A 21,392-nucleotide genomic window follows, 5' to 3' on the forward strand; every position below is an offset into this window, starting at 1 on the left:
CCCGCGGGCATCATCGAGAGGTGACACGATCATGCGTCAACTGAATCCCCCCATCGCCGATCACTTCGACGTATCCGCCGCCGAACGTGACAAGAAGCGCGCGAAGTCGGTCCGCTGGCTGATCACGCCGTCGTCCGGGCTGCTGTTCCTGTGGATGGCCATTCCGCTCGCGATGACCATCTGGTTCTCGTTCTCGCGCTACAACCTGCTGAATCCCGACGTCAAAGGCTTCGCGGGGCTCGACAACTTTCAGTTTCTCGTCACCGATCCCGCGTTCGGGCCGTCCATCGCGCATACGCTGACGCTGATCGCGTCCGTGCTGGCGATCACCGTCATAGGCGGCGTGCTGCTCGCGGTGCTGTTCGACCGCAAGTTCATTGGGCAGGGCATTGCGCGGCTGCTGGTCATCGCGCCGTTCTTCGTGATGCCGACCGTCTCCGCGCTGATCTGGAAGAACATGATTCTGCATCCGGTGTACGGCCTCGTCGCCTCGCTGATGCGATCGCTCGGCATGCAGCCTATCGACTGGTTCGCCGAGTATCCGCTCTTCGCCGTGATCGTGATCGTCGCGTGGCAGTGGCTGCCGTTCGCGTTCCTCATTCTCTTTACCGCCATTCAGTCGCTCGATCAGGAGCAGAAGGAAGCGGCGCGCATCGACGGCGCGGGTCCGTTCGCGATGTTCTTCTTCATCACGCTGCCGCATCTGAAGCGCGCGATCGCCGTGGTCGTGATGATGGAAACCATCTTTCTGCTGTCGATTTTCGCGGAAATCTACACGACGACGGGCGGCGGCCCCGGCACCGCGACGACCAACCTGTCGTACCTGATCTATGCGCTCGGCCTGCAACAGTTCGACGTCGGGCTGGCCTCGGCGGGCGGCATTCTCGCGGTGATTCTCGCCAATATCGTCGCGTTCTTCCTCGTGAGAATGCTCGCGAAGAACTTGAAAGGGGAGTACGAGTCATGAGCACGCATCCCGTTACCGCAACGACTTCCGTGCCCGTGCTGGATCACGTGAAGCGCATCGTGCCCGGCGTCGTGGCGTGGCTCGTCTCCATTCTGCTGTTCTTCCCGATCTTCTGGATGACGATCACCGCGTTCAAGACCGAGCAGCAGGCGTATTCGTCGTCGCTGATCTTCTCGCCGACGCTCGACAGCTTCCGCGAAGTCTTCGCGCGCAGCAACTACTTCGGTTTCGCGTGGAATTCGGTGCTGATCTCGCTGGGCGTGACGGTGGTCTGCCTGTTGCTCGCGGTGCCGTGCGCCTACGCGATGGCCTTCTTTCCCACGAGCAAGACGCAGAAGCTGCTCTTGTGGATGCTCTCCACGAAGATGATGCCCTCGGTCGGCGTGCTGGTGCCTATCTACCTTTTGTGGAAGAACTCCGGGCTGCTCGATACGGTGAGCGGACTCATCATCGTGTACACGCTCATCAATCTGCCGATTGCCGTGTGGATGGCCTACACGTACTTCAACGAAGTGCCGAAGGACATTCTGGAAGCAGGGCGCATCGACGGCGCGACCACATGGCAGGAGATCGTCTATCTGCTCATGCCGATGGCGCTGCCGGGCCTCGCATCGACCGCGCTGTTGCTCGTGATCCTCTCGTGGAACGAGGCATTCTGGAGCATCAACCTGTCGAGTTCGAACGCCGCGCCGCTGACCGTGTTCATCGCGTCGTATTCGAGTCCGGAAGGGCTTTTCTGGGCGAAGCTCTCGGCGGCCTCGCTGCTCGCGGTCGCGCCGATTCTAATCGTCGGCTGGCTGTCGCAGAAGCAACTCGTGCGCGGTCTCACCTTCGGCGCGGTCAAGTGAGGGCGGGCTCGTGAACCTGACTCTCCCACACGGCCGCCTGATGATCTGCGATTGCGACGGCGTGCTGATCGACAGCGAAGCCGTGGCGGCGCGCATGCTCGTCACCGAATTGCAGGCGCTGTGGCCGGGCGTCGATGTCGAGCCGGTCGTGCTGCCGCTGCTCGGTCTGCGCATCGAAGCCGTGCTCGCGAGCGCCGCCGACAGCGTCAACCGCACGCTGACGCCGGATCAGGTGGTCGCGATCCGGCGCTCGGTCGAGGCGGCGGCGGTGCAGGCGCCGCCGGTCGAAGGCATCGAGCAGGCGCTGGCCGCCGTGCCGCTCACGAAGGCGTGCGCGAGCAACAGTTTTTCGTCGTATGTCGATACCGTGCTGCAACGCACGGGCCTCGTGCGCTTCTTCGGCGAGCGGCGCTTCTGCGCGGACATGGTCGCCAATCCGAAGCCCGCGCCGGACGTGTATCTGGCGGCGGCACGCGCGATGAACGTCGATCCGTCGATGTGTCTCGTCGTCGAAGACAGCGTGACGGGCGTCACGGCCGCGCAGACGGCGGGCATGCCGGTGCTCGGCTTCATCGGCGGCGGACACGCGACGGAAGGTCAGGTGGAGACGCTCAAGCGCGCCGGCGCGGCCATTGTGTTCGACGACATGGCGCGCCTGCCCGCGCTCGTCGATCACTGGCTGCAACACGCGTCGTTCGGAACGATTTAGCGCGCACACGAACCCGTGCGCCGCACATGACTCGGTGATAGCAAGGCCGACAGGAGACACATCATGGCTAGCCTGACGTTACGCAACATCAACAAGCGTTATGAAGACACGGAGGTGATGCGCAGCGTCAACCTCGATATCGAAGACGGCGAGTTCGTCGTGTTCGTGGGGCCGTCGGGCTGCGGCAAGTCCACGCTGATGCGCATGATCGCGGGACTCGAAGACATCAGCGGCGGCGACCTGATGATCGACGGCGCGCGCGTGAACGACCTGCCGCCCGCCAAGCGCGGCATCGCGATGGTGTTTCAGTCGTACGCGCTCTATCCGCACATGACGCTGTACGACAACATGGCCTTTGGCCTGAAGCTCGCGGGCGAGAAGAAGCCCGCCATCGACGCGGCGGTGAAGCAGGCCGCGAAGATTTTGCATATCGACCACTTGCTCGACCGCAAGCCGAAGCAACTCTCGGGCGGTCAGCGTCAGCGCGTGGCGATCGGCCGCGCGATCACGCGCAAACCGAAAGTCTTTCTCTTCGACGAGCCCCTCTCGAACCTCGACGCTGCGCTGCGCGTGAAGATGCGCCTCGAATTCGCGCGCCTTCACGACGACCTGAAGACGACGATGATCTACGTGACGCACGATCAGGTCGAAGCGATGACGCTCGCGGACAAGATCGTCGTGCTGTCGGCGGGAAACGTCGAGCAGGTCGGCACGCCGAACACGCTCTATCACGCGCCGGCGAACAAGTTCGTCGCGGGTTTCATCGGCTCGCCGAAGATGAACTTCCTGTCGGGCACGGTGGCGCAGATCCAGAGCGACGGCGTGCTCGTCAAGTACGCGACTGGCGAGACGCAATTGGCCGGCGTGCTGCCGGGCAACGCGAAGCCGGGCGATGCGGTGACGGTCGGCATTCGTCCCGAGCATCTGCAGCCGATGCCCGCGACGAGCGAGCACGGCGTGTCCGCCAGCACGATGACCGTCGAAACGCTCGGCGATGCCGCCTATCTGTACGCGGAAACGTCCGTTGCGCCCGATGGCCTCATTTCGCGGATTCCGCCGCTGGAGAAGCACGCGCGTGGCGAAAAGCTGAAGGTCGGCGCGGAGCCGAACCACTGCCATATGTTCGACGCAGAGGGGCAGGCGTTCCGGCGCAACGCGGTCGAGGCGTATCTTGCCGAGCATCCGGAAGTGAAGATGCCGCGCGTGCAGAGCGCGTCGGCCTGACGCGGCGCGTGTTTTCTTTCGGTGCCGGTGGCAGGGGATAATGCGGGCTTCGCCCGCCACCGCCCCTCACCGACACGCGCCATGCACGTTCTGAACGAGCTGTTCGTCTATCCGATCAAGTCCTGCGCGGGCATCGCGCTGCCGCGCGCGATGCTGCTGGAAACCGGTCTCGAATACGACCGCAACTGGATGGTGACCGACGCCGCCGGCGGCATGCTGACGCAGCGCGCGTATCCGCGCATGGCGCTGATCCGCACCGCGTTCGATGCGGGCGATCTCGTCATCGACGCGCCCGGCATGCCCACGCTGCGCACGCCGCTGGACCCGTCGGCGCTGCCGCACAGGGAACCGATGCGCGCGACCGTCTGGCGCGATACCGTCGATGCCCTCGACACCGGTGCGCACACCGCGCAATGGTTCAGCGCGCTACTCGGCATGCCCGCGCGCCTCGCGCGGTTCTCACCGCAGACGCGGCGCGTCGTCGATCAGAAGTGGACCGCGCCGCTCGTCACGCACACGCGCTTCGCCGATGGCTTTCCGCTGCTCGTGCTCGGCCAGGCATCGCTCGACGATCTCAACGCGCGGCTCGCGCAGAAGGGCGCGCCCGCCATTCCCGCGAACCGGTTTCGTCCGAATCTCGTGATCGGCGGGCTCGACGCCTACGAGGAAGACTTCGTCGAAGACATGGTGATTCGCGCGGCCGGCCGCGACGTGCAATTGCGCCTCGTGAAGCTCTGCACGCGCTGTCCCGTGCCGACCATCGACCAGTTGACCGGCGCGCCGCATCCCGAGTGGCCGCACGAACCGCTCGACACCATGAGCACGTACCGCGCAAGCGCGCAGCACGACGGCAAGCTCACGTTCGGCAAGAACGCGATGGTGGTCGAAGGCGAGGGCGTGATGCTCGAAGCCGGGCAGACAGTGGACGCGCAGATCGCGTTCTAGGCAGTCAGGCGTCGAGCGCGGCTTTCGCGCACAGCTCGTCGGTCACGAGTCCCGAGAGCCACTGCCCTTTGAGCGCCGCGATCAACGCTTCGCGCTTGCGCTTGCCGCCCGCGAAGCCGATGGTCGGGCGCTTCGGCGGCGCGTCCAGCTTCAGGCTCGTGACGCGCGCGCCGGTCTTCGAGTGTACGCGTTTGCCTTCAACGTCGATCGGCAAGCCGAGCCATTCCGCGACCGCGCCCGCCTTCATCATCTCGTCCACTTCGGCGCGCGTGATGAAGCCGTCCTGATGCAGCGGGCAATTGATGCCCACATTGCCGATGCCGACGAACGCGACATCGGCTTTCTGGGCGAGGTCGTCGACGATGCGGTATAGCCGGTGGCTGACCCACTGCGCGCGCTCGGCTTCGTTGTCGGCCATGAGCGGGGCGGGCAGCATGAAGTGCTTGCCGCCGGTCTTCTCCGATAGCTGCTGCGCGACGTCGTAGCGGTTCGACGATCCATCCTGCGCGATGGCGCCGACCATCGACACGAAGCGATGCTGCGGCCTGTCGATCTGTCCGATCTGCTCGACGACCGCCTTCAGCGTGCGCCCGCTCCCGATGGACACGACAATCGGCTTTTCATCGACCAGATAGCGTTCCATCACCTGCGCGCCCGCGACGGCGAGCTTGCGGTCGACTTGCTCTTTCGTGTCGCCGTCGATGGGCACGACTTCGCACATCGCGAGGCCGTAGCGGTCGCTCAGTTGCTTCGCGAGCGACAGACAATCCGCGATGCGATGATCGACCCGCACGCGTATCAGGTTCTTTTCCACCGCGAACGCAACAAGCCGCTGCGCCACGGGACGCGAGATCTGGAGTTTTTCGGCGATCTCGTTCTGCGTGTTGCCGGCGACGTAGTAGAGCCACGCCGCGCGGGTCGCCAGGTCGAGTTTTTCGGTTGATTTGGGCACTGAGTCGTTTTCTTGTCTTTCGCAGATTCTGCTGTTTTGTCAGTGCGCGGCGTGGCCGTCGTGCTAGGCCAGTCGCGGGCGCGCCGGATCGAACAACGGCCGCACGTGCTGATACAGCTCCCGGAAGCCTTTCAGCCGCTGACGCAAGACCTGATGCCGTTCTGCATTCGGCCTGAACTCCTGCTTCACCGCAGGCTTCGCGAGCACGACCGCCGGATCGCCGCCGGCCGCGAGCCAGCCCAAGCGTGCCGCGCCCAGCGCCGCGCCGGTTTCGCCGCCGCCGTGCGTGCGCGTCGGGGTATCGAAGGCATCGGCGAACATTTGGCCCCAGTATGCGCTTCTCGCGCCGCCGCCGAGCATCGACAAGGCGCGCGCCTGCGTGCCCGCCGATTGCAACGCATCAAGCCCGTCCGTGAGCGCGAGGGTCACGCCTTCGAGCACGGAATAGCCCAGCAGCGCGCGGTCGGTTGCGTGCGTCATGCCGAAGAAGACGCCTTGCGCGTAAGGATCGTTGTGCGGCGTGCGCTCGCCGCTCAGGTACGGCAGAAAGAGCGGGGCGGTCGGCAGCACGTCCGCGGGCAGGGCTTCGACTTCGGCGAGCAGCGTCGGCTCGTCGGTGGAGGTGAGCTTGCAGACCCAGCGCAGGCAGCTCGCCGCCGACAGCACGACGCTCATCTGATGCCAGCGGTCCGGAATCGCGTGGCAGAACGCATGCACGGCGGACGCCGGATTCGGCCGGAAGCGGTCGCCGACCACGCACAGCACGCCCGACGTGCCGAGCGACAGAAAACCATCGCCCGGTTCCGTCGCGCCGATGCCGACCGCGCTCGCGGCGTTGTCGCCGCCGCCGGCGGCCACGACGACGTCATCGCGCAAGCCGAGTTCAGCCGCAAGCTCGGGCCGCAACGTGCCCGACGGCTCGCTGCCTTCGGCCAGCGACGGCATTTGCTGGCGCGACATGCCGCACGCGGCGAGCAGCTCGTCGGACCAGTCGCGGCGCGCGACATCGAGCCAGAGCGTGCCCGCGGCATCCGACGGATCGGACACTTTCGTGCCCGTCAGATGCATGCGCAGATAGTCCTTCGGCAGCAGCACGCACGCGGTCTGATGGAACAGCGCGGGTTCGTTGTGCGCGACCCAGAGCAGCTTCGGCGCGGTGAAGCCGGGCATCGCGAGATTGCCGGCGATTTCATGCAGGTTCGGCGCGCGCTCGTACAACTCGGCGCATTCCTTGTCGCTGCGCATGTCGTTCCACAGGATCGCGGGACGCAGCACGCGATCGCTCGAATCGAGCAGCACCGCGCCGTGCATCTGCCCCGACAGGCCGATGCCGCGAACCTGCGCGAACTCCGACGGATACTTCTCGCGCAGGTGAAACAGCGCGGCGCGCGTGCCTTCCCACCAGTCGAGCGGATTCTGTTCCGACCAGCGCGGCTTCGGACGCGAGACGGTGAACGGCGTGCCCGCCGTGCCGATGACGCTGCCGTCGCTCGCGAGCAGCAGCACTTTCACTTCGGAGGTGCCGAGGTCGATGCCTAAGTACATGAACGAGCCCTTGGTCGTGGCCGGAGCTTGAGCCCGGCGGAAACGAGGAATTTACCGCCCGGCGCGGCGGCGCGCCATGAGCACAATACCGGAGCGGCGGTTGCGTATCGATAGACCTATGGACGGTTCGCGAGCCACGCATCGACCCGCGCGATCGCCGCGCGCATCACGCGTTCGAGGTTTTCGCTCTGCGCCATGCTGCCCCAGAGCAGCTTGTCGCCGGTGAACGCCTTGACCGGATCGCTCGCCGTGAAGAAGCCGTGCGCGACGGCCGGGTCCATCACGCCGTCCTGATACGTGTACGGCAGCGTGCCTTCGTGCCAGCGTTCGAGGAAGCGGAAAAAGAGCGCGGGCAGCATGGCCGTCGCGTTCGGATCGATGCCGCGTGCGAAGCATTCCGCGAGCGTCGGCGCGATGAAGCCCGGCAGCTTCGAGAAGCCGTCGGCGGCCACGCGCTGGTTCGTGTCCTTGATATACGGATTGCTGAAGCGGTCGAGCACCACGTCGCGATACTTCGCGAGATCGATCGGGCTCGGCGTGAGGCACGGAATCACGTCTTCGGTGACATAGGCTTCGGCGAGCGCGCGAATCTCCATGTCCTGCGTGCCTTCGTGGATGTATTGCAGGCCGACGAGCGTGCCCGCCCACGCGATGCAGCTATGGCTCGCGTTGAGAATGCGGATCTTCGCCTCCTCATACGGATGCACTGACGAGACCATCTCCGCGCCGGCCTTCTCCCACGCGGGGCGGCCCGCGCAGAAGTTGTCTTCGATGACCCACTGGATGAACTTCTCGCCCATGACCGGCGCGCGGTCGTCGATGCCCGTCGCCGCCTTCACGCGCTCGGCGACATCGGGTGTCGGGCGCGGCGTGATGCGATCGACCATCGCGTTCGGACACGACGTGTTCGCGATCATCCAGTCGCGCAGCGCCGTCTGTCCCCGCCGTTGCAGGAATTCGAGCATGCCGGCCTTGAAGCGGTCGCCGTTGCTGCGCAGGTTGTCGCAGTTTTGCAGCGAGACCTTGCCGGCATTGTTCTGCATGCGCGCTTCGAGAATCGCGGCGAGCGCGCCGTAGATGGTCGTCTTCGCGCCGTTGAGATCGGCGGCGAGATCCGCGTTGGCGGTGTCGAGTTTGTCGTGTTCGTCGAGGTAATAGCCGCCTTCCGTCACGGTGAACGAGACGATTTTGCAGTCAGGCGCGGCGCCGGTCGCGATCAGTTCGCCGAGATCCGCCGACCACGGCACGACCTTTCTGATGGAGCGCACGGTTTCATACGCGCGCTCGCCTTGAGGCGTGACCGTTTCCAGCGTGTACTCGCCGTTTTGCGCGGCGAGCGCATCGAGCACGGCGTTCATGTCGCCGCGAATGTTGCCGACGGCGAGCGACCAGTCAGCATCGCCCGATTCGATCAGCTTGTGCAGATACCACGCCTGATGCGCGCGATGAAACGACCCCGCGCCGATATGCAGGATCACGTTCGCGCTCGCCGTGCCTTCGTTGCGTACGCTGCTCATATTTGTCTTCCTCTGATTGGCTGATGCGCCCGTTCTGCGCGGACGGTTCGTGAGCATTTGCTCGATAGGTGGTCGAATGATCGTATTCGGCCGGTTGAAAGTCAAGGCGCGCGCAGGCGGCTTCGTCGCTGCGCTGCGGCGCGTGTGTCCCCGTCATGCCGAGCGCGCGTGCTTCCTCGGGCGCGCTGCAATGCACCATCGATTGTGGGCAGACGGATCAGGACATACCCGGATAGTCAACGCGGCTCGCCTTGGCGGAAGGTGCATGCGGCTTTCAGCTTCGGCGGAATACGCGCAACCATCAACGCGAGACACGGACATGGACTATGTGATCGGCATCGACATCGGCACGCAGAGCACGAAGGCGCTCGTCGTGGATACGCAAGACGCGATCATCGCGCAGCATTCGAGCGCCTACCATCCTGACACGCCGAAGCCGCTCTGGGCCGAGCAATGGCCTTCCGTGTGGTTCGATGCGGTGACCGAGTGCATCACCGGATGCGTCGCGAAGACGAAAACGCAGGGCATCGACGCGCGGCAGATCAAGGCGCTGTGCGTGAGCAGTCTGTATGGCGGCTCGGGCATTCCCGTCGACGAGCACATGGAGGCGCTGCATCCCTGCCTCATCTGGATGGATCGCCGCGCGACCGCCGAAGTCGACTGGGTGCGCGACAACGTGGACGTCGCGCGGCTCGAAGCGATTACCGGCAACGGCGTGGACAGCTACTACGGTTTCACGAAGATGCTGTGGCTGCGCGAACATCGGCCGGATGTCTGGGAGAAGACGCGCTATCTGCTGCCGCCCAACGCGTTCGTGATCGAGCGGCTTACGGGCGAGCTTGCCGTCGATCACAGTTCGGCGGGCAATCTCGGCGGCGTGTACGACGTCGGCGCGCGCGCGTGGTCGCATGAAGCACTGAAGATGCTCGGCATTCCCGTTTCGATGATGCCGGAGCGTCTCGTCGAATCGTCGGAGGTGGTCGGCGGGCTCTTGCCGCAGTGGGCCGATACGCTCGGGCTCGCCGCGAACACGCCGGTCGTCGCGGGCGGCGTCGATGCGGCCGTCGCCACCTTCGCCGCGGGCGTCACGCAGGCGGGGCATCACGTCGCGATGATCGGCACGAGCATGTGCTGGGGCTACGTCAACCAGAGCGTCGATGCGCGGCACGGCCTCGTTTCGATGCCGCACGTCTACAACGGCAAGCGCGATCTCTACGTGTTCGGCGGCGCGAGCACGGCGGGCGCGTGCGTCGCCTGGTATCGCGATCAGTTCTGTCAGGCGGAGATCGAAGCCGCGAAAGCGACGCCGCACGGCGACCCGCATCGCCTGCTGGAAGAAGCGGCGTCGAACGTGGCGGCGGGCGCGGACGGCGTCGTGTTCCTGCCGTATCTGATGGGCGAGCGCAGCCCCGTGTGGGACGCCCATGCGAGCGGCACGTTCGTCGGCCTGAACCTGTTTCATACGCGCGCCACGCTGTATCGCGCGGTGCTGGAAGGCGTCGCGTTCGCGCTCAGGCACAACATGGAAGCGGGGCGGCGCGGCGCGCAATCGCTGGACGACCGGCTGATCGTGGTCGGCGGCGCGGCGCATTCGGATCTATGGATGCAGATCATCGCGGACGTGACGGGCTTTCCGGTCCTGTCGATCGAACAGGAAGTGGAAGCCGCGATGGGCGCGGCGCTGCTCGCGGCGCTCGGCGCGGGGCTGATTTCGCGCGAAACGGCGGAGGGCGGCTGGGTCACGCTCGTCGAGCGCGCGCAGCCCGATGCCGCGCGGCAGCGCGTGTACGACGCGCGGTTCGGCGTCTACCTCGATCTCTATCCGGCGCTCAAGGATGCGATGCATCGGCTGCGCGACGCATGACGCCGACGCTTCGGTTCAGGGCGCGCGCATCTGTGTCGGATGCGTGTCGAACACGGGGCCTTGAACGAAGTGGACATCGAATTGTTGAAGCGCGTCGAACTGCGCTTCATCGGACACATTGCAGAAGATGAGCGGAATCTTCAGCCGGTGCGCGTACGCGACGAGATGCTTCACGACCGAATCGCGCAGCGCCGCGCCGGCATCCATCTTGATGAAATCGAGCCGCGCCATTTCCGACACCGCCATGATCTGCCCGGCGTTGGGCAGATTGCCCGCCACCTTGAATCCGTACCGCTGATAGCTCTTGGTCAGATAGCCGACAAACGTCTTGTGCGCGACCGCCGCCGCCGGAAGTTCGATCACCACGCGCGCCGGATTCATGCCGAACTTGCGCAGCACCGACGAAAAGTGCAGCCCGTGATCGTATTTCACGCTCTTCAAAAGCCGCTCGTGGACGCGCAAGAACAGCAAACCCGGCCGTTGCGGGCCGAAGAAATTGAACGCATGCAGCGCGCGCGATAAGCGGTCCAGCGTGACCAGTTCGCTGTCGTCGTCGAATCGCGCGAACGGATCGTGCGGCACGTCGCCTTCGATGAGCGTCAGCGCCTGCAAACCGAGTTCGTCGCCGAAGCGTTGGGCGCTTTCCGCCGACGCGGACAGCGTTTGCGGAAAGCTGTGCGTGCCGACATCGAAGATCGGTTCGTAGGCGCTCGCCACCGTCAATTCGCCGTAGCGCGCGATGGCCTGCCCCGCGTGCTCGCCGCTGCCCAGCACGACATGCGCGCCGAGAAACGGATGTTCGGCGGCGCGGGCGACGAGTTCCGGCAGGGACGGGGAGATCATGGACGTGGATCCGGGTGCGTGCCGACCGTGCTTGTGATTATTCGGATGGTATCAGCGCGCGAGGCGGCGGCTTGCACCAAAGTGCCATATTGATATGCCAGCCGGCTGCGTCGAATCAGGGTATACGAGCTATTTCACTAAACGTAATGCGTTTAACATCTCGTAAATCTTGGTCGAGGAGATTTGACGATGCCCCCGTTCGACACCCACACCGACGCGAGCCGGCACTATCAGTCCGGCTTCGCGAACGACTTCGCCACCGAGGCGCTTCCGGGCGCGCTGCCGCTCGGCCGCAATTCGCCGCAGCGCGCGCCGTACGGCCTCTACGCCGAGCAGCTTTCCGGCACCGCGTTCACCGCGCCGCGCGCGCACAACCGGCGCTCGTGGCTGTATCGCATCCGGCCGGCGGCGGTTCACAAGCCGTTCACGCGCATGACCGGCGAGGCGCTGCGCGCACGGCTCGTCGCGAATTTCGCCGACGTCCCGCCGACGCCGCCCAACCAGTTGCGCTGGGATCCGCTGCCGATGCCCGACGCGCCGACGGATTTCATCGACGGCTGGGTGACGATGGCGGGCAACGGCGCGGCGGAGTCGATGACCGGCTGCGCAATTCACCTGTACGCGGCGAACCGCCCGATGTACGACCGCTTCTTCTATAACGCGGACGGCGAACTGTTGATCGTGCCGCAGCAGGGACGGCTTTCGATTGCGACGGAACTCGGGCGGCTCGATATCGCGCCGTTCGAAATCGCGGTGATTCCGCGCGGCGTGCGCTTCGCCGTGACGCTGCCCGACGGCGAAGCGCGCGGCTATATCTGCGAGAACTTCGGCGCGTTGCTGCAACTGCCGGACCTCGGGCCGATCGGCTCGAACGGGCTCGCGAATCCGCGCGACTTTCTCACGCCGCACGCGGCTTACGAGGACCGCGAAGGCGACTTCGAACTCGTCGCGAAGATGAACGGCGTGCTGTGGCGCGCGGACATCGGCCATTCGCCGCTGGATGTGGTCGCGTGGCACGGCAACTACGCGCCGTACAAGTACGATCTGCGCCACTTCAACACCATCGGCTCGATTAGTTTCGATCATCCCGATCCGTCTATCTTCCTCGTGCTGCAATCGCCGAGCGACACGCCGGGCGTCGATTCGATCGACTTCGTGATCTTTCCGCCGCGCTGGCTCGCCGCCGAGGACACGTTCCGGCCGCCGTGGTTTCATCGCAATGTCGCGAGCGAATTCATGGGCCTCGTGCATGGCGTGTACGACGCGAAGGCGGAAGGCTTCGTGCCCGGCGGCGCGAGCCTGCACAACTGCATGTCGGGTCACGGGCCGGACGCGGATACGTTCGAGAAGGCATCCGCGAGCGATACGTCCAAGCCCGCGAAAGTCGGCGACACGATGGCCTTCATGTTCGAAACGCGCACGCTTATCAAGCCCACGCAGTTCGCGCTCGAAACCGCGCAGTTGCAGGCGCATTACTACGAGTGCTGGCAAGGGCTCACCAGGCACTTCAACCCGGAGCAACGATGAATAATGCGCTGAAGGCGGCGAGCGCGCATTCATAAATCACGCTATGCGGGTGGTGTCAGGGCGAGAGTTATCGCGTTGAGTTTGGCGAGTGCGTGGACAAGATAATTCAGGCGTATCGATGAATGGCAAAAGCGGCTCCATTGCGAGCCGCTTTTGTTTTTCAACTGCTTCGCGCGGTATCGGTGCTTGGCGGCGCTGTTCCATCAATCGAAAACGATCGCCATTTAGTACGCCGATTCGTGCTTGAAAACGCGCGATTCGTAATCAACAATGAAGCAGTCTCACAGCCGGGCGTCAGATCCGGCTGCGCCGTACCGATGTGTGCCGGGCATCAGTCTCTCCAGAAAGTGAACCGCGAACGCGATCGTTATAGATTCGTTCAGTCATGCTTACGAGAACAAGGAACAAGATGAAAACCGACCGCATGGGAAAGGCGCTGATTCTGGCAGTGGCTGTCGTCAATACGACGATAATGCCGGTGAGTGGCATGGCTGGAAATCCCGCGCCGAATCCGTATTTGTCCGCGCCGAAAGGTGCCATGACGCATTTCGATCCAGTTCAGACCGATGCCTTCACGCAAGCGGTTCCTGCTGGAACACGAAACGCATATGGGCCGCTCGGCGTCACGCCGCAAACCTCGAATGGATTCCTGAATTTCGTCACGCTCAAATCGACATCGCCTGATTATGTATGGGCGGTATCGAGCACCGGCGTGTCGTATCTGAAAGTCGCCAACGATGCCGTCACGCAAATGGGCGCAACGCTGGTTTTTCCGGGCGCCATCGTGGTTGCGCAGAATCTGCTGACGGCCGTTCTCACTCAGCCTTTCACGACCGTGCAGCAGGCGCAGGCGGCGCTTCAGTCGCTGGGGCTTCTGACCGGAGGACAGTCTCTCGGCCCGGCTTATAGCCTCGTGGATGCGGACAACGTGCTCTATTCCGGCGCCGTCGACAGTATCGTGGCAGTCGGATTGATTTCGCCCGCGCTCCCTGCATTGGGCGTTCACATACTGCGCTCGATGCCGTCATCCGCTTTCGTCCAGTCGGGCGAGTCGATTACCGGGCTCTCATTGAATTACGACGGCAAACTCGTCGTGCAGGGAACGCGCTCGGTTTCAGTCGTGGATCGCAATTTCAATTCGACACCGCAGACCGTGCGCTTCGGCAGTGACGAGACGATCTCCAATTCACTGGCACTGGACGAAAACAACGGCCTTTACATTGTCAGCGACAAGAAGATGCATAAGGTCGTATGGACCGGCAGCGTCTTGTCGAATCAGGCCGCCGACGGCGCATGGGAATCGCCTTATCCGTCGGGCGACACCTTTCCCACCTTATTCGGTTCGGGTTCCGGTTCGACGCCCACGCTCATGGGATTCGGCAGCGATCCGGACAAACTCGTCGTCATCACGGACGGGCTGAAGCGCATGAATCTGATCGCATTCTGGCGAAATGCAATTCCCTCGGGGTTCACCAGTCGTATTGCGGGCCAAATTCCGGTGACGGCGGGATTGCCGCTCGATACGCAGTACATCCAGTCCGATCAATCCGTCACGGTGGACGGCTATGGCGCGTTCGTCGTGAATAACGTGGGTCAGGCCGGACTGAGAGACACCATCGGAACCATCATTCCCGATGCGCTCGTGCGCGGTCCTGTTCTCGATTCTCCGCTGGGCGTCGAGCGATTCGAATGGAATCCGCTCACGCATGGCTGGACTTCGGTCTGGTCGCGCGGCGATATTTCGTCCAATACGATGGTTCCGGGGAAGAGCATCGCATCCAATACGGTTTTTGTCAGCGGCTATTACCGAACCAATAATAGCGGATGGGAAATCACCGGACTCGACTGGAATACTGGACAGACGGTGCATCGCACGATTCTGGGACCGAGCACTTACGGCAACGGAATGTACGCGCCCATTGAATTCCTGCCGGACGGAAATTTGTTCTTCAACGGCGTTCTCGGCTTTATTCGTGTTCAATTGCCGAGCGGGCTGGTTTATCCGGCTGGATTGCCTCTCTGAGTTTCCGGGGGCGCGCACCGCGCCCTGGTTTCGCAGATCAACCGGCGCGAGAGGACGTCTCGCATCAACCGCCCGCCGTGAGCTTCAGGCGGCCTGCCCGATGGCGAGACGGCGCGCGCGCTTGTCGAGCGTCGCGGACAGGAGCGTCAGCCCGAACGCGCCGCACGCCATCGCGACGCCGACCCACGGCAGCGCGGTCATCGGCGCGCCGGCGCTGATCGCGCAACCGCCGAGCCAGGCGCCTGTCGCGTTGCCGAGATTGAAAGCGCCCTGATTGAGCGTCGAGGCGAGATTCGGCGCATCGCTCGCGCGGTTCACGATCAGGATCTGCAACGGCGGCACGATGGCGAACGCGAGCACGCCCCACAGGAAGATGGTGATCATCGCGGCGATCGGCTCGTGCATCGTCGCGGCGAAGATGGTGAGAATAACGACGATCGACGCGAGAAACGACAGCAGCGAGCGCAAGAGCTTCCAGTCGGCGAGCTTGCCGCCGAGCGTGCTGCCGACCGTCAGCCCGAGGCCGAACAGCAGCAGCACGTACGTGACCGCGTGCGGCGAAACGCCCGTCACGTCTTCGAGAATCGGCGTGATATACGTGAACACCGAAAAGAGACTCGCCGACGCCAGCACGCTGATGCCGAGCACCATCAGCACTTGCGGGTTCTTGAGCACGTCGAATTCGCGCAGGATGCTGGTCTCGCGCATCTCGATGTGCTTCGGCAGGCACACGGCGAGCGCGCCCGCCGCCGCAATGCCGATCAGCGTCACGACCCAGAAGGTCGCGCGCCAACCCGCTGCCTGGCCGAGCGCGGTGCCGAGCGGCACGCCGAGCACGTTGGCGAGCGTGAGGCCGGTGAACATCAGCGCGATGGCTTGCGCGCGGCGGTTCGGCGCGACGAGGTCCGCCGCCACCACCGAGCCGATGCCGAAGAACGCCCCGTGACAGAACGCCGTGACGATGCGCGCGGCCATCAGCACCCAGTAATTCGGCGCGAGCGCGCACAGCAGGTTGCCGACGATGAACACGCCGATCAGGCCCATCAGCGCCTTCTTGCGCGGCATCTTCGCGGTGACGATGGCGAGAATCGGCGCGCCGATGGTGACGCCGAGCGCATAGCCCGAGACGAGCATGCCGGCGGCGGGAATCGACACGGCGAGATCGCGGGCGACGTTGGGCAAGAGGCCCATGATGACGAATTCGGTCGTGCCGATGCCGAACGCGGCAATTGCAAGAGCGAGGAGAGGCAAGGGCATGGCGGAAGGCGGGAAGGATGGGCGCGTCGGCCTGAATGACGACGCAAGGAAGCCTCGGATTCTACCGAAAGGTGATTTTTGGTGCTGGTAGAAACCCTGAGATTCGCGTGGCTCGACAATGCCGGATCATGAGCAGTTCTTCGTACGATTCGCCCGCGCGGCGCACGGATTTCGCGCAGTCGGAGGGCGCAGCGTCGCATGCGTTTCACGTTTTCACCCACGTCGCGCGAATCGTTGCGCGGCGCAAGTGTTGGAAAAACACAGCAATCACTGAACGAACATGTCGCCATTGAAAACCTGTCTGCGCGCGGCCATCGCCTGCGCGGTACTGCTTGCCACGCACGCGCACGCCCAGAGCGATGCCGCCGGTCCCGTCGCGACGCACGCGGGCACCGTCTATTTCCTGCGCGACGAATCCGGTTTCGCCGCGATGCTCGGCACGCAGGCGTTCGACCGTTTCGACGCCCGCCGTCTCGCCCATTTCGACGAAGCGGGCGAAAGCGGCACGATCACGCGCACGCTGATGCAGACCGACACCGGCCCGGTGCTCTACGACTTTCGGCGCAATCCGCCGCTCGTGCAGCGCGCGGGCAAGCGCATGACGGTGCAGCGCGTGTTCTGGCAAGGCGATGAAGTGGTCATGCAGACCACGGCGGGCCGGTACAAGCTGGAGCGCGGCGCGCTCACGAAGCTTCAGTCATCGACGAAGACGTATCACTGAGCGCGACGCTCACACGCGCACGCCGAACACGCGCTCGCCCGCCACCACGTACACGGCTTCGTTCGCGCGGCGCACGGCGTCGTTCACTTCGAAGCCGCCCGTGAACGCGCCGAACGCGGGCAGCACGCCCGCGCGCCGGCCGAAGCGAAAGCACGGCAGCCGCACGCTGTCGATGCGCGTCGCGAGCCGATACACCGGGTGCTCGTGGCCGGCGAGCGCGTAGCCGTCGTCCACGCTTTGCGGATGGTGACAGAGCGCCCACGGCCCGAGCCGATACGGCTCCTTCACCAGCTCGACGCCGAAGCGCGACGGCAGCGCGCCCGCATGCCGGTCGTGATTGCCTTCGACGAGCACGAGCCGCAACGCGCGATGCTTCGCGCGCCAGGCGTCGAGCGCGGCGAGCGTTTCATCGGCGTGGGATTCGCGCGCGTGCAGCAGGTCGCCCAGAAAGACGATCGACTCCGGCCGATGCGTCGCGATCAGCGCATCGAGCCGTGCGAGATTGTCGGCCGTGGCGCCTGCCGGCACCGGAATGCCGCGCGCGCGGAACACGGCGTCCTTGCCGAAATGCGCGTCCGCGATGAACAGGCTCTTTTCGAGCGGATCGAACGCGGCGCGCTCGGCGGAGAGCACGAGCGCGTGGCCGTTCACATCGATGGTCAGGGCTTCGATTGGCATTGGGGCATATCGGCAGTACCTCGGAGACCGGATTCTCGTGCAAGATGCGAGCCGCGCAAACTTACTTCCCGCGTCACCTGAAGTACGTTCACCATGCATATCGAAGCCAGAACAATAGCGCAAGCGCCAGGAGACATTTGATCACGACGACTTTGCGGACAACGCCAACGACGACTTTGCTCGATACCTTTGACGACTGCTTCTTCCGTTTCATTCGCAACCTGCGCCTCCTATTCCAAACCGTCCAGGACCTTCCCAGAACGGTCCACGCAGCATAGCCGTGATATGTCACTTTGGAGCGGATTACGTCTAACTTTCGGATTAATCAATTGCCGTTTTCACGAGACCGCTTCTGAAGCGCTTCGAAGCGTTCCATAAAGCGGTTACGGCGCAGGGAAGTGCAATAACAGCGTGCCTGTTGTCAGCATGGCAATGAAAAAGGAGCTCACGAACGGAGCTCCTTTTGGTCTCCGCTACGCGGAGGATTTCTCGCGGTCAAACATCCAACCCGTCGAGGACCGGTCTATCTCCGCAATCGCAGAGTAACCGTGCAACCAGGCAGCGCAAGTCGAGCTTGTCGCGCCTGCCGCAAGCTATCAAAAATTGCGTAAGAGTGCAAACTTTCAGCTCCGAACTGCATCAGGCTCAGACCGAGCAAACGGGCGTCGATCGTCAGTGCCTGACTGCCCAACCACTCCTACGCCTGCGCCGCCTTCTCCAGCTCCGCCAGCATCCGCTCCACGCGATCCGCGAGCTTTTCCGTGCTCACCTTCTCCCGCAGCCGCCCGACGATCAGCGGGAACGCGAACGGCGTCGGCTTCTTCGGATGCGTGAGCGCGAGGCGGCTCTCGCTCATCCGCACGAGCGCGCTGCGCAGGCGGCCGAGTTCCAGTTCCTGAAGCATCACTTCCTGATCCGCCTGCGTGAGCAGCAAGTTGCCGCTGTCGTGCTTGCGGAACACCTCGTAGAACAGCCCGCTCGACGCCTGCAACTGCCGCGCGCTTTTCTGCTGCCCCGGATGTCCCTGATAGATCAGCCCCGACACCCGCGCGATCTCGCGAAAGCGCCGGGCCGACAGTTCGGATGCGTTCAGGCTCGCAAGAATGTCGTGCTCCAGATGCTCGGGCGAAAAGAGCCCTTCCGCGATGAGCGTTTCCCAGTCGAACGGACGCGCCGAGAGCAGCTCGAAGCCGTAGTCGTTCATCGAAATGGAAAACGTGCTCGGTTGATCGCGCGCCACGCGCCAGCCGATCAGCGATCCCAGTCCGATATGCGCCATGCGCCCCGCGAACGGATAGCAGAAGAAGTGATGCCCTTCGCGCGAGCGCACCGTCTCCACGACCAGCACGCCCGGCCCCGGCAGCGCGGACCACTTCGCCTGCAAGTCGAGCAGCGGCTTGACGGCCTGCATCTCCGGCTCGTCGTAGATGCCGTCGTTGGCGCGGGCGAGCATCACGAGCGCGGCTTCCGCCAGTTCCGACGACAGCGGCATCTTGCTGCCCGCCCATTGCGGCATCGCGCCGCGAGAAGAGGTCGCGCGCTTCACGTAGGCGGTCATGTCGCGCACGCGCACGAGTTCCAGCGCGCGTCCGCCGAAGGTGAAGACATCGCCGGGCTTCAGGCGCGAGATGAACGATTCTTCCATCGCGCCGATGCGTCCGCCCGTCATATACGCGACGTTGATCGTGGCGTTCGCGACGATGGTGCCGACATTGTTCCGATGCCGCCGCACGAGGTCTTCGCGCGGCACGCGATACACGCCGTCATCGCCCGGAACGACGCGGTGATAGTCCGGATACGCCGAAAGCGACGCGCCGCCGCGCTCGACGAACGCGAGCGCCCAGTCGAATTCCGCCTGCGTGAGATCGCGGTACGCGTAGGCGGTCCGCACTTCGTCGAACATCTCGGCGGCCTCGAATCCGCCGCCGATCGCGACCGTGACGAGATGCTGCACGAGCACGTCGAGCGGCTTGAGCGGCATGTCGCGCCCTTCGATGCGATGCTCGCCGATCGCCCAGCGCGCCGCCGCCGCCTCGACGAGTTCGAGCGCGTGCGTCGGCACGATCGTCACGCGCGAGACGCGGCCCGGCGCGTGCCCGGAGCGCCCGGCGCGCTGCATCAGCCGCGCGACGCCTTTGGGCGAGCCGATCTGAAATACGCGATCCACCGGCAGGAAATCGACGCCGAGATCGAGACTCGACGTGCACACGACCGCCTTCAGTTGTCCGTTTTTGAGGCCGAGTTCGACCCAATCGCGGACTTCCTTGTCGAGTGAGCCGTGATGCAGCGCGATGAGCCCGGCCCAGTCCGGCCGCAGATCGAGCAGCGCGCGATACCAGATTTCCGACTGCGAGCGCGTGTTGGTGAAGACGAGCGAGCTTTGCGCATGCTCGATTTCATCGGCGACCGGCCCAACCTGCCGCACGCCGAGATGCCCGCCCCACGGAAAGCGTTCGATGGTCTCGGGAATCAGCGTATCGACGACGAGCGTTTTTGGCTGCGCGCCTTGCACGACCACGCGCGGCGTATTCACGGGATGCAGCAGCGCGTCGTGCGCGAGCGCGAGATTGCCGAGCGTCGCGGACAAGCCCCAGATTTGCAGATCGGAACGCCAGTGCGCGAGGCGCGCGAGCGCCAGTTGCGTCTGCGTGCCGCGCTTGTTGCCGAGCAGTTCGTGCCATTCGTCGATCACGACGAGCCGCACGTGCGCGAGTTCTTCGCGGGCATTGGCGCGGGTGAGCATGAGCGTGAGGCTTTCGGGCGTCGTGACGAGCGCGGACGGCATGCGGCGGTTCTGCCGCGCGCGTTCCGTCGATGACGTGTCGCCCGTGCGTAGCCCGACGGTCCACGGCACCGAGAGCGCGCTGACGGCCGTTTGCAGCGCGCGGGCGGTGTCGGCGGCGAGCGCGCGCATCGGCGTGATCCAGAGCACGGTGAGCGGGGCGGGGAGCGGTGCTTTGGTTATGTCGGCGGCTTCGCTGTCAGCCGATTGAGTCGCTTGCGGGTTCGATTCGTCGTGAGCCGCGGTGTTCGCGCGGCGCTTGCGGCTGGCCTTCGGCTTTTGTTTCGGCTGCGGCGGGCTTGCGTAGGCCGCGAGCGCGCCGAGCCAGATCGCCCACGTCTTGCCCGCGCCGGTGGTCGCATGCAGCAGGCCGCTCGCGCCGCGTTCGACCTCGCGCCACACTTCGCGCTGAAACGGAAATGGCTGCCAGCCGCGCGCATCGAACCAGCGGGCGATGCGTTCGTCCATCGGTTTCGCGGCTTCTGTTGCGTCGTACACGAAGGGCGCGGGCCGGAAGAGGTCGGCGGCGGCGTCGAGTTTCGCTTGCGCGGCCTGCGTGCGCGGAACGCGGCGCGGACGCGGGGCGCGGCGTTTCGCGCGGGCGGCGGGTTCGGGCGGCTGTTCGTCGTCGTGCTGAAGCTCGCTTTCGTCTTCGCGGTTCATGCGGCCGCCTCGCTCGGGTATTCGGAGCGTGCGCGAGCGCGGATGCTGCTGCGAATGCGGAAGCCGGCGCGAATTGGAAAGCCGCCGCCCATGCGGAAGCTGCTGCGAATGCGACAGCCGCCGCGAATCGAAAAGCCGCTGGCAATGCGAAAACCGCCGCGAGTGCGACAGCCGCTGCGAATGCGGAGGCCGCTGCGAATGCGGAAGCCGCTGCGAATGCGAAAGCCCCCGCCAATGCGACAGCCGCCGCCCATGCGGAACCTGCTGCGAATGCGACAGCCGCCGCGAATCGAAAAGCCGCTGGCAATGCGAAAACCGCCGCGAGTG

General features: G+C 64.7%; 16 protein-coding genes. 9 read left to right on the forward strand and 7 right to left on the reverse strand.

All coding sequences use genetic code 11. The features are described 5' to 3' along the window. The first annotated feature begins 31 nt into the window (after positions 1-31). The 5 genes from GV035_RS12525 to GV035_RS12545 all read left to right on the forward strand — a co-directional run bounded on the left by GV035_RS12525 (position 32) and on the right by GV035_RS12545 (position 4,693). The gene (locus tag GV035_RS12525; protein ID WP_159835412.1) at positions 32-967 is read left to right on the forward strand and encodes a carbohydrate ABC transporter permease; all 936 of its coding nucleotides are present in this window, start codon (positions 32-34) and stop codon (positions 965-967) included. Beyond that, the gene (locus GV035_RS12530; protein ID WP_159835413.1) at positions 964-1,815 is read left to right on the forward strand and encodes a carbohydrate ABC transporter permease; all 852 of its coding nucleotides are present in this window, start codon (positions 964-966) and stop codon (positions 1,813-1,815) included. Before GV035_RS12525 ends, GV035_RS12530 begins: the two co-directional genes overlap by 4 nt. Positions 1,816-1,855: 40 nt before the next feature. Then, positions 1,856-2,524 (forward strand): HAD family hydrolase, encoded by a 669-nt coding sequence (locus tag GV035_RS12535; RefSeq protein ID WP_159837860.1) that lies wholly within the window; start codon positions 1,856-1,858, stop codon positions 2,522-2,524. Between the two features lie 63 nt (positions 2,525-2,587). Next, positions 2,588-3,748, forward strand: coding sequence for an ABC transporter ATP-binding protein (locus GV035_RS12540; RefSeq protein WP_159835414.1), 1,161 nt, complete (start codon positions 2,588-2,590; stop codon positions 3,746-3,748). 81 nt (positions 3,749-3,829) lie between these two features. After that, a complete protein-coding gene (locus GV035_RS12545; RefSeq protein ID WP_159835415.1) occupies positions 3,830-4,693 on the forward strand; it encodes an MOSC domain-containing protein in 864 nt (287 codons plus the stop codon). A gap of 4 nt (positions 4,694-4,697) precedes the next feature. Here GV035_RS12545 and GV035_RS12550 read toward each other — a convergent pair whose 3' ends face one another. The 3 genes from GV035_RS12550 to dalD form a co-directional block, all read right to left on the reverse strand. Further along, complete coding sequence (locus GV035_RS12550) at positions 4,698-5,645, reverse strand: sugar-binding transcriptional regulator (protein ID WP_159835416.1); 948 nt, start codon at positions 5,643-5,645, stop codon at positions 4,698-4,700. A 63-nt stretch (positions 5,646-5,708) separates the two neighbouring features. Beyond that, the gene (xylB, locus tag GV035_RS12555; protein WP_159835417.1) at positions 5,709-7,190 is read right to left on the reverse strand and encodes a xylulokinase; all 1,482 of its coding nucleotides are present in this window, start codon (positions 7,188-7,190) and stop codon (positions 5,709-5,711) included. A gap of 116 nt (positions 7,191-7,306) precedes the next feature. Continuing rightward, positions 7,307-8,707, reverse strand: coding sequence for a D-arabinitol 4-dehydrogenase (gene dalD / locus GV035_RS12560; RefSeq protein ID WP_159835418.1), 1,401 nt, complete (start codon positions 8,705-8,707; stop codon positions 7,307-7,309). Between the two features lie 319 nt (positions 8,708-9,026). Here dalD and GV035_RS12565 point away from each other — a divergent pair, with 319 nt between their 5' ends. Continuing rightward, positions 9,027-10,571, forward strand: a complete 1,545-nt coding sequence (locus GV035_RS12565; protein WP_159835419.1) for an FGGY-family carbohydrate kinase — start codon at positions 9,027-9,029, stop codon at positions 10,569-10,571. A 15-nt stretch (positions 10,572-10,586) separates the two neighbouring features. On the opposite strand, the gene GV035_RS12570 is transcribed toward GV035_RS12565, so the two are convergent. After that, entirely contained in the window at positions 10,587-11,414 is an 828-nt protein-coding gene (locus GV035_RS12570; RefSeq protein ID WP_159835420.1) for an EAL domain-containing protein, read from the reverse strand. 189 nt (positions 11,415-11,603) lie between these two features. Between GV035_RS12570 and hmgA the strand changes: the two genes are divergently transcribed. Then, entirely contained in the window at positions 11,604-12,941 is a 1,338-nt protein-coding gene (hmgA, locus tag GV035_RS12575) for a homogentisate 1,2-dioxygenase (protein WP_159835421.1), read from the forward strand. A 409-nt stretch (positions 12,942-13,350) separates the two neighbouring features. Next, positions 13,351-14,964 carry a hypothetical protein gene (locus GV035_RS12580; RefSeq protein WP_159835422.1) on the forward strand — a complete coding sequence of 538 codons (1,614 nt, stop codon included), beginning with the start codon at positions 13,351-13,353 and terminating at the stop codon, positions 14,962-14,964. 84 nt (positions 14,965-15,048) lie between these two features. On the opposite strand, the gene GV035_RS12585 is transcribed toward GV035_RS12580, so the two are convergent. Beyond that, a complete protein-coding gene (locus GV035_RS12585; protein WP_159835423.1) occupies positions 15,049-16,221 on the reverse strand; it encodes an MFS transporter in 1,173 nt (390 codons plus the stop codon). A 280-nt stretch (positions 16,222-16,501) separates the two neighbouring features. Between GV035_RS12585 and GV035_RS12590 the strand changes: the two genes are divergently transcribed. Further along, positions 16,502-16,942 carry a hypothetical protein gene (locus tag GV035_RS12590; protein WP_201303967.1) on the forward strand — a complete coding sequence of 147 codons (441 nt, stop codon included), beginning with the start codon at positions 16,502-16,504 and terminating at the stop codon, positions 16,940-16,942. Between the two features lie 9 nt (positions 16,943-16,951). Here GV035_RS12590 and pdeM read toward each other — a convergent pair whose 3' ends face one another. After that, entirely contained in the window at positions 16,952-17,620 is a 669-nt protein-coding gene (gene pdeM / locus GV035_RS12595; protein WP_159835424.1) for a ligase-associated DNA damage response endonuclease PdeM, read from the reverse strand. A gap of 697 nt (positions 17,621-18,317) precedes the next feature. Next, positions 18,318-21,065 carry a ligase-associated DNA damage response DEXH box helicase gene (locus GV035_RS12600; RefSeq protein WP_159835425.1) on the reverse strand — a complete coding sequence of 916 codons (2,748 nt, stop codon included), beginning with the start codon at positions 21,063-21,065 and terminating at the stop codon, positions 18,318-18,320. Between the last annotated feature and the right edge of the window lie 327 nt (positions 21,066-21,392).

It is taken from the genome of Burkholderia sp. 8Y (assembly GCF_902506145.1).
Taxonomy (GTDB): Bacteria; Pseudomonadota; Gammaproteobacteria; order Burkholderiales; family Burkholderiaceae; genus Caballeronia.